The organism is Amycolatopsis sp. CA-230715 (assembly GCF_018736145.1).
Classification (GTDB): domain Bacteria; phylum Actinomycetota; class Actinomycetes; order Mycobacteriales; family Pseudonocardiaceae; genus Amycolatopsis.
The window spans coordinates 9,335,165-9,343,771 of the sequence record NZ_CP059997.1 but is presented as its reverse complement, the minus strand read 5'-3'; the positions used below and the strand labels follow the sequence as shown (position 1 = coordinate 9,343,771).

Below are 8,607 nucleotides of genomic sequence, written 5' to 3'. Positions count from 1 at the left end.
CATGCGCACACCGGCTGAGCTGCCCGTCGTGTTCATGTTCCCCGGACAGGGTTCGCAGTACTACCAGATGGGCAAAGGCCTCTACGACGACAACGAGGTGTTCCGCGCGGCACTGTGCCGGTACGACGCGGTGGTGGCTGCGGAAACCGGCGAGTCGGTACTCGCACGGATCCACGACCCGGCGAAGTCCAAGGGCGACGTCCTGATCGACACCAGGATCACCCATCCTGCCATCGTCATGGTCGAGCTCGCGCTGGTGGAGACGCTGTCCGCGCTCGGGATAACGCCGGACCACGTCCTCGGCGCCAGCCTCGGCGAGTACGCGGCGGCTGTCGTGGCCGGCAGCATGGACGCGGTCGACTGCCTGCGGTCGTTGACCCGGCAGGCCACCGCACTGCGCACCGGCCCGCCCGGTGGAATGCTCGCGGTGCTCGCCGAGCTCGAAGTAGCGGACCGGGTTCCGGAACTGCGCGAGTGCGAGATAGCCGCCCGAAATTACCCGGGCAACTTCGTCGTCGCGGGGACGCGAGAGGCGCTCGCCCGTGCGGAGGTGGCTCTCCACGATGCGGATGTGCCGTTCCTCCGCCTGCCGGTCGAGTACGCCTTCCATTCCCACTTGATCGACGAAGTGCTGGACCGATGCCGGGACCACTTCGCCGGGGTGCGGTTCGCGCCGCCTCGGATCCCCTGGACCTCCTGCGTGGACGGCGCGTTGGTGCAGCGGCCGACTGCGGAACACTTCCGGCACGTGGCCAGGCGGCCGGTCGAGTTCGGGCAGGCGATGGCCCGGCTGCGGGGCCGGGGCGAGTTCCGCTACCTCGACCTCGGCCCCTCGAGCAGCCTGCACAACTTCGTGCGCTTCCACCTCCCGCCGGGGACGAGCTCGGAGTCGCTGCCGCTTTTGAACCCGTTCAGCAAGGACACCGATCTGCTGGAGCAGGTGCGATCGCGTGCTGCTCCGATGCGACAGGTCAGAAAGGCGCACGGAATGAAGGTCTACGGGTTCCCCGGACAGGGGTCGCAGCGGAAGTTGATGGGCAAGGGGCTGTTCGACCGGTTCCCCGTCGAGACAGCGACCGCCGACCGGGTGCTCGGCTACTCGATCGAAGAGCTGTGCCTGGCAGACCCGGAGCGCCGGCTGGGCCGCACGGAGTTCACACAGCCCGCGCTCTACGTGGTCGGCGCGCTTGCCTACCTCGACCGGATCGATCAGGACCCCGTGCCGCCCGACTACCTGATCGGGCACAGCCTCGGCGAGTACGTCGCTCTGTTCGCCGCCGGGGTCTTCGACTTCGAGACCGGGCTGCGACTGGTGCAGCGCCGCGGCGCGGTGATGGCCGCGGCCACCGGCGGCTCGATGGTGGCGGTGGTCGGAGTGGACGAGGGAACCGTCACGCGGGCTCTGCGGGATTCCGGCCTCGAGAGCCTGGACCTGGCCAACTACAACGCGATGGACCAGTTCGTCGTCTCCGGTCCGGCCGAGCGGATGGACGAGGCCTGTTCCGCGTTCGAGGCCGTGGGCGCGCGAACCGTGCGGCTCAACGTCAGCGCACCACTGCACTCCCGTTACATGCGTCCGGCTGCCGAGGCGTTCGGACGCTTCCTCGACGAGTTCACCCTGCGCCAGCCGTCGATCCCGGTACTCGCCAACGTCGATGCCATGCCGTACACCGCCGACACGCTCAACGAGCGGCTGACGGCGCAGATCACTTCGCCGGTGCGGTGGACCGACACCGTGCGAAGACTGATGGGGCGAGGCGATTTCGAGTTCGTGGAACTCGGGCCAGGTCAGGTGCTGACCAAGCTGGTCAAGCGCATCGTGGCCGCCGGGCCGCCGCTACCGGCGGCCGAGCCCTCGGCGACCGCCCCTACGGCTTCGCCTGCCGGCGGCTTACGGCCTGCCGCCGCAGGCACGGCGACGCTCACCGCCGATACGCTCGGCGCGGCCAGCTTCCGGGAACGGTACGGGCTTCGGCGCGCTTACCTGGTCGGGTCGATGTATGGCGGCGTGTCCGGCAGGGAGATGCTGCGCTCCGCCGCCAAGGCGGGTCTGCTCGGCTTCCTCGGAACCGGAGGGCTCACCACCGATGAGGTCGAGCGCGAGCTGCGGGGACTGGCCGACGATCTCGGGACCGACGGAGCGTTCGGGGTCAATCTGCTCTACCAGCACGGAGCGTCGGAGGCTGCGCTGGTCGACGTGCTGCTGCGGCACGGTGCCGGTCTGGTCGAGGTGTCCGGTTATCCGTTGATCACCGAGGAATTGGCCCGCTTACGGCTGAAGGGGTGCCGGATCGTCGCGAAGGTGTCCAGGACCGATGCCGCCGCCGAATTCCTCGCCCCGCCCCCGCGCCCACTGGTACGCCGCCTGGTGGAGGCGGGAAAGGTGACCGAGCGCGAGGCCATCGCCGCCGCGGACCGGCCGATGGCGGACGACCTGTGCGCCGAGGCGGACGGTGGCTGGCTGACCGGCACGGCGGATCTGCTGGCCCTGCTGCCGGCGGTCCTCCGGCTTCGGGACGAGGCGGCCCTACCCGGTCACCGGGTGCACGTCGGATGTGCGGGGGGAATCGGTACCCCGGAGGCGGCCGCGGCGGCTTTCCTGCTGGGCGCCGATTTCGTGTTGACCGGTTCGGTCAACCAGTGCTCGGTGGAGGCGGCCACCAGCGACGCGGTGAAGGACGTCCTCCAGGAGGCGCGGGAGTACGACGTCGACACCGCCCCATGGGGTGACCTGTTCGAGGCCGGTGTGCGGGCGCGCTACCTCAAGCGCGGAATCTTGTTCCCCGCCAGGGCGGCCCGGTTGTACGAGCTGTGGCGCGGGCACGGTTCGTTCGCCGAACTCGACGACGAGACCCAGGCTCAGCTACTCGACCGTTGCCTGCCGGGCGAGCGTGCTCCAGCGGTGGTCGCCGGCGCGGATCCGAAGGCGGCGCTGGCTGCGGTGTTGCGGGGGTACTTCACGCGCGGCTTCCGGCTTGCGGTCACGGGCGATCGGCGATCGAAGGTCGACTATCTGGTCCACTGCGGTCCGGCGATGGGTGCGTTCAACGAGGTCGTCGCCCACACCGCGATGCATCGGTGGCGGGCACGCACGATCGAGGCCATCGCCGACACCCTGATGGAGGGTGCGGCAGCCCATCTCACCGAGCGGCTGCGGCTCGTGGAACAGATGGCGACCGGGCGTACCGAGGCCTCGCGAACAAGGAGATCACCATGACCGCCGTGCCGGCGAACGAGTCCGTCATCTTCAATCCGTTCACACCGGAGTTCAAGAACGACCCGTACCCGCACTACGCCCAGTTGCGCAGGGAAGTGCCGGTACACGACCATCCGCTCGGCTTCTGGATGCTCAGCCGCTACGACGACGTCCACGCCTTGTTGCGGTCGGGAATGTCGGTCGAACAGCGCAACGTCGGCGCCGGGCCGTTCCGCAAGACCTACGAGTACGCGGGCGTCCCGATCGAGCCGCGGCTGAGCGGGCTCGCCATGCTCGACCGGGACCCGCCGGCTCACACCCGGCTGCGCAAGCTGGTCGCCAAGGTGTTCACACCGCGGGCGATCGAGAGCATGGAACCGCTGATCCGCGACCTCGTCGGCGACGCGCTCGACGAGCTCGCTTGCGATGGCGGCGGCGACCTCGTTCCCGCGCTCGCGTTCCCGCTGCCGTTCACCGTGATCTCGCGAATGCTCGGCATGCCGCCGACCGACGAAGACCGGTTGCGCGCACTCACCGACACGCTCATGCGCTCCGTCGAACCCGTGACCGGACCTGACGTGCTGCGCTCGGTCGAGGCCGCCGACGTGGAGCTGACGGCGATGATCGGCGAGGCGGTCGCCTGGAAGCGGCACAACCCGGGCGACGACCTGCTCACCGCGCTGCTCGCGGCGGAGGAGGGCGGGGACGTGCTCAACGGTGAAGAGCTGGTCGCCCAGGTCACGCTGCTCTACGTCGCAGGTCACGAGACCACCGTGAACCTGATCTCCAACGGCACTGTCGCACTGCTGCGCAACCCGGACCAGCTCGCGCTCTTGCGCGCCAGGCCGGACCTGGAAGACAACGCGATCGAGGAACTGCTGCGCTACGACACAGCCGTGCACATCAGCAGACGCGTGACCCTCGAGCCGTACGAAGTCGGCGGGCACGTGATCCCCGCCCGGTCGTTCGTTCTCGCCAACCTGGCTTCGGCCAACCGGGACGAGGCGTTTTGGGGACCGGACGCGGAGAGGCTGAGAGTGGATCGGCCGAACACGCGCCGGCAGCTCTCCTTCGGCAGCGGAATCCACTTCTGCCTCGGCGCGGCGCTCGCTCGTCTCGAAGGCAAGATCGCCATCGGCGAGCTGGTGCGGCGCTTTCCCGGGTTGCGACTGGACGGGGAGGTCGAGTGGAACGACCGGATCAGCCTGCGCGGGCCTGCCCGGCTGCCGGTCCGGTTGTGAGCCGTGTCCATTGTGGAACGTCGACTTGGACCCGACCCGGAACGGAGTTACCGAAACGACATGACCAGTCCAACCGATCATCGCATCGCCATCGTGGGAGCGGGGGTGATGGGCACCGGAATTGCCGCACTCGCGCTCGGCCACGGGATCCCGGTGGTGCTCGTCGACATCGACGACACGACGCTGGAGACCGCGCGGGACCGGATCCGTCAGCAGCTGAGGCACGCCCAGCTGATGGGGGCGCTGCCGCCGGAGGTCGGCCAGGGCGAGCTGACCACGACCGCGGAGATCGCGGAGGTCGGGCCCACGACGGCGGTCATCGAGGCGGTGACTGAATCGGCCGGGACGAAGGCGAAGGTGTTCGCCGAACTTTCGGCTGTGATGCGGCCGGGTGTCCCGCTGATCTCCAACACCTCGGGCATTCCCATCGCGGAGATGGCCGGCTGGACCGCGCGGCCCGAACAGCTAGTCGGCACTCATTTCATGAACCCCTCCTACCTGATCAGGATGGTCGAGGTCAGCCGGGGTCCGCGAACCGCCGACGCCACCGTCGATGCCGTGGTTGCGCTGCTGACGGCACTGGGACGGCGCGCGGTCCTGGTCGGCGACGCCGCCGGTTTCGTCACCAGCAGGCTGCTCCACCCGATGATCAACGCGGCGGCGCGGATCGTGGAGCAGCGCACCGCCACGGTGGAGGCGGTGGACGAGTTGATGGAAGGATGCCTCGGCCACCCGACGGGCCCCCTGCGCACCGCCGACCTCATCGGGCTGGACAACCTCGTCGACTCCCTTGCCGCGCTGTACAAGCGGACCGGTGATCAGAACTGCAAGCCGTGCGACCTGCTGCTGCAGAAGGTGCGCGACGGTGATCTCGGCCGGAAGACGGGCCATGGTTTCTACGAGTACGGAAAGGCGATGTCGTGACTGATCAGATCACCGGGGACACCATCGAGAAGGATCTGCGGAGCTTCCTGGAGACGAGAACGAAGGCTGAGGTCCCCGCGACACAGGACCTGTTCGCCTCCGGGCTGGTGTCGTCCATGTTCGCCATGGAGCTGGTCGTGTACCTCGAGCAGAACTTCCAGGTGGCGATCGTCGGACCGGACCTCAAGATGGACAACTTCCGTACCGTGCGGCAGATGACCGAGTTGGTGCTCCGGCTTCGCGATGCGCCCGCCGCGGCGGTGTGGGTCGATGGCGCCTGAGCGGATCGCCGACGAGCGCGCATTCGTCGAGCGGCTCGTCGGCGACCGGGCCGGCGAGTGGGACCGTGCCGGAACGATCCCCGACGGGGTACTGCGGGAGCTGAGCACCCGTGGCCTGCTGTGCGCCCAAGTCGCCTCGGCGCACGGTGGTCTTGGCCTGAGCAGCCGAGACAACGGCGAGTTCACCGCATACGTGGGCAGCCTCTGCAGCTCGGTACGGAGCGTGATGACCTCGCAGGGAATGGCGGCATGGACGGTTCAGCGGCTCGCGACCGAACCACAGGCGCGGCTGTTGCTGCCGGAGTTGACCGGCGGGCGGCTCGCCGCGGTCGGGTTCAGCGAGCCGGAAGCGGGCTCGGACCTGGCGGCCATGTCGACGAGTATCGAATTCGCGGGGGACTCGGTGGTCCTCGACGGGCGGAAGGTGTGGGTCACCGCGGCGACCTACGCGGATGTCTTGGTCGTCTTCGGCCAGTGCGACGGCGGCGCGGCCGCGGTCGTCGTTCCGGCGGACGCGCCTGGCGTGCACATCGAACGGGTGGCCGATCCGTTGGGCTGCCGGGCCGCCGGGCACGCGAACATCCGGTTCGACGCGGTCCGCCTGCCTTCGTCCACTGTGCTCGGTGGGTCCGGGCTGCCGTTGCCACTGCTGGTCACCACGGCACTCGCGTACGGCCGGATCTCGGTCGCCTGGGGATGTGTCGGCATCCTCCGCGCGTGCCGGAACGCGTCGTCCCGGCACGCGCGGACCCGCAGCCAGTTCGGCAAGCCGCTGGCGGAGCACCAGTTGGTCGCACGCCACCTCGCGGAGATGTACGTCGCCGAGCAGACGGCAAGCCGTGCCTGCGAACACGCCAGCGCGTGCTGGGATGCGGGATCACCGGAGATGGTGGTCGCGACCGTGCTGGCCAAGCACGTGGGCGCGACCAATGCGGCCGGTGCCGCCGCCGCCGCGGTGCAGGTGCTGGCGTCGGCGGCCGCGCACGATGGAGGAGCTGTCGCCAGGGCGTACCGCGACGCGAAGCTCATGGAGATCATCGAAGGCACCAACGAGATGTGCGAGCTCATCTTGGCCCAGCACGCCGTCGCCACGGCGAACTGATCGAACTGGGGAGGAATCCGTGCACAACGAAATGACCACGGTGAAGTGTCTGGTCTGGGATCTGGACAACACGCTGTGGCAGGGCACGTTGCTGGAAGACGGCGACGTGCGGTTGCCGGAGGCGGTGCGGGAGCTGATCGTCACGCTCGACTCCCGCGGAATACTCCAGTCGGTCGCCAGCAAGAACGATCACGACCTGGCCTGGGCCAAGCTGGAAGAGCTCGGGATCTCTGAGTACTTCGTACTGCCTTGGATCGGCTGGGGGCCGAAGTCGGAGTCCGTGCGCGCGATCGCCGACCAGCTGCGGTTCGCGCACGAGACGGTCGCCTTCGTCGACGACCAGCCCGCCGAGCGGGCCGAGGTCAATTTCCACTTACCTGACGTGCGGTGCTACGGCGCCGACGAGGTGGTTGCCTTGGCGGAACTGCCGGAGTTCAGCCCGAAGGCCGTCACGGTCGACGCGCGTCGTCGTCGCCGGATGTATCAGGCCGGCCTTGAACGGGAGGCGGAGCAATCGTCGTTCACCGGCCCGGCGGAGGAGTTCCTGCGCTCACTCGACCTGCGGATGTGGATCGAGCGAGCGACCGGCGAGCAGTTGTCCAGGGTCGAGGAGCTCACGCTGCGCACGAGCCAGATGAATGCCACCGGTGTGCACTACTCGGACGCCGTGCTGCGGGCGCTGATCGCCGATCCGGACCACGAGGTCCTGGTCGCGTCGATGACGGACCGGTTCGGGCCGCACGGCGCGATCGGTGTGCTATTGCTCGCGACCCACTCGGATGTCTGGCACCTGAAGTTGTTGGCGACCTCGTGCCGGGTGGTGTCGTTCGGCGCAGGGGCGGCGATCATCAACTGGCTCATCGACGAGGCCGCGCGCGCCGCGGTGCACTTGGTCGCCGACTTCCGGCCGACCGACCGCAACCGGATGATGGAGATCGCTTACCGCTTCGCCGGCCTCGGCGACGAGAGCTGTGCCTGCCTCGGCCTGCTGCCAGAGACGGATGTCAACGGCCTGCAACGGCTGCACCTCGTCGCGGACCCGCGGGCGCCGACCGCGACGATCGACCTGGTTGCGCCGGATCTGATCGCGAGCCGGGATGATGCCGCGGGTGCGCGGGTGGCGGCCGACGTCAGGGGCGCTTCCGGACCAGCGTGACGCCGTCGGCCATCGGGAGCAGGGATATGTCGGCACGGTCGTCGTCGTGGAGGGCGGAGTTGAACTCTCGCACGGCGACCGTGTCGGGGTCCTGAGCGGCTGGGTCGATGACCCGCCCGAAGAAGAGGGTGTTGTCGACCACGATGAGGCCACCGGGCCGAAGCAGTGGGAAACATCGCTCGTAATAGGTTCTGTAGTTCGTTTTGTCGGCATCTATGAAAACGAGATCGAAGGCGTCAGCGCCCTGTTCGGTGAGTAATGTCGTGAGCGTTTCCGCGGCGTCCCCGACACGGACCTCGATTCGGTCGGACACACCGGCTCGATTCCAGTATTCTGCGCCGATATCCGGCCATTTGGCGTTGATGTCACAGGTGACCAGCCGCCCGTCCGACGGCAGGGCGCGGGCCATGCAGAGCGTGCTGTACCCGGTGAACGTTCCGATCTCCAGCACGTTGCGAGCTCCGGTGATACCAACCAGGAGGCCGAGAAGCTGCGCCTCCTCGGCCATGACCCGCATTGTCTGCCCCATGGGTAGTTCGTCCGTGAATTCGCGCAGCTCGCGTGCAATGTCGTCGTCGCGCAACGACAACTTCCGGATGTAGGACAGTAATTCCGGTGAAATCCCCAGTTGATCCGCCACGAAGCATATGCTATCAGATATGGTGGGCGGTGTTGCGGAAAAGAACCGCGAACCTCCCCTCAATTGA

General features: G+C 68.2%; 7 protein-coding genes. 6 read left to right on the top strand and 1 reads right to left on the bottom strand.

Annotated elements, in window-relative coordinates; genetic code table 11:
- Nucleotide 1 precedes the first annotated feature (1 nt).
- Genes fabD through HUW46_RS43440 form a run of 6 tightly spaced genes read left to right on the top strand, consistent with a single transcriptional unit; the run spans nt 2 to nt 7,900 of the window.
- Complete coding sequence (gene fabD / locus HUW46_RS43465; RefSeq protein WP_215544464.1) at nt 2-3,217, top strand: ACP S-malonyltransferase; 3,216 nt, start codon at nt 2-4, stop codon at nt 3,215-3,217.
- A complete protein-coding gene (locus HUW46_RS43460) occupies nt 3,214-4,437 on the top strand; it encodes a cytochrome P450 (RefSeq protein ID WP_215544463.1) in 1,224 nt (407 codons plus the stop codon). The genes fabD and HUW46_RS43460 overlap by 4 nt, the downstream gene beginning before the upstream one ends.
- A gap of 60 nt (nt 4,438-4,497) precedes the next feature.
- Nucleotides 4,498-5,361 carry a 3-hydroxyacyl-CoA dehydrogenase family protein gene (locus tag HUW46_RS43455; RefSeq protein ID WP_215544462.1) on the top strand — a complete coding sequence of 288 codons (864 nt, stop codon included), beginning with the start codon at nt 4,498-4,500 and terminating at the stop codon, nt 5,359-5,361.
- Nucleotides 5,358-5,642, top strand: a complete 285-nt coding sequence (locus HUW46_RS43450; protein WP_254125536.1) for an acyl carrier protein — start codon at nt 5,358-5,360, stop codon at nt 5,640-5,642. Before HUW46_RS43455 ends, HUW46_RS43450 begins: the two co-directional genes overlap by 4 nt.
- Nucleotides 5,632-6,744, top strand: a complete 1,113-nt coding sequence (locus HUW46_RS43445) for an acyl-CoA dehydrogenase family protein (RefSeq protein WP_215544461.1) — start codon at nt 5,632-5,634, stop codon at nt 6,742-6,744. The genes HUW46_RS43450 and HUW46_RS43445 overlap by 11 nt, the downstream gene beginning before the upstream one ends.
- Nucleotides 6,745-6,775: 31 nt before the next feature.
- Nucleotides 6,776-7,900, top strand: a complete 1,125-nt coding sequence (locus HUW46_RS43440) for an HAD-IIIC family phosphatase (RefSeq protein WP_215550462.1) — start codon at nt 6,776-6,778, stop codon at nt 7,898-7,900.
- On the opposite strand, the gene HUW46_RS43435 is transcribed toward HUW46_RS43440, so the two are convergent.
- Nucleotides 7,875-8,540, bottom strand: coding sequence for an O-methyltransferase (locus tag HUW46_RS43435; RefSeq protein ID WP_215544460.1), 666 nt, complete (start codon nt 8,538-8,540; stop codon nt 7,875-7,877). The genes HUW46_RS43440 and HUW46_RS43435 overlap by 26 nt on opposite strands.
- Between the last annotated feature and the right edge of the window lie 67 nt (nt 8,541-8,607).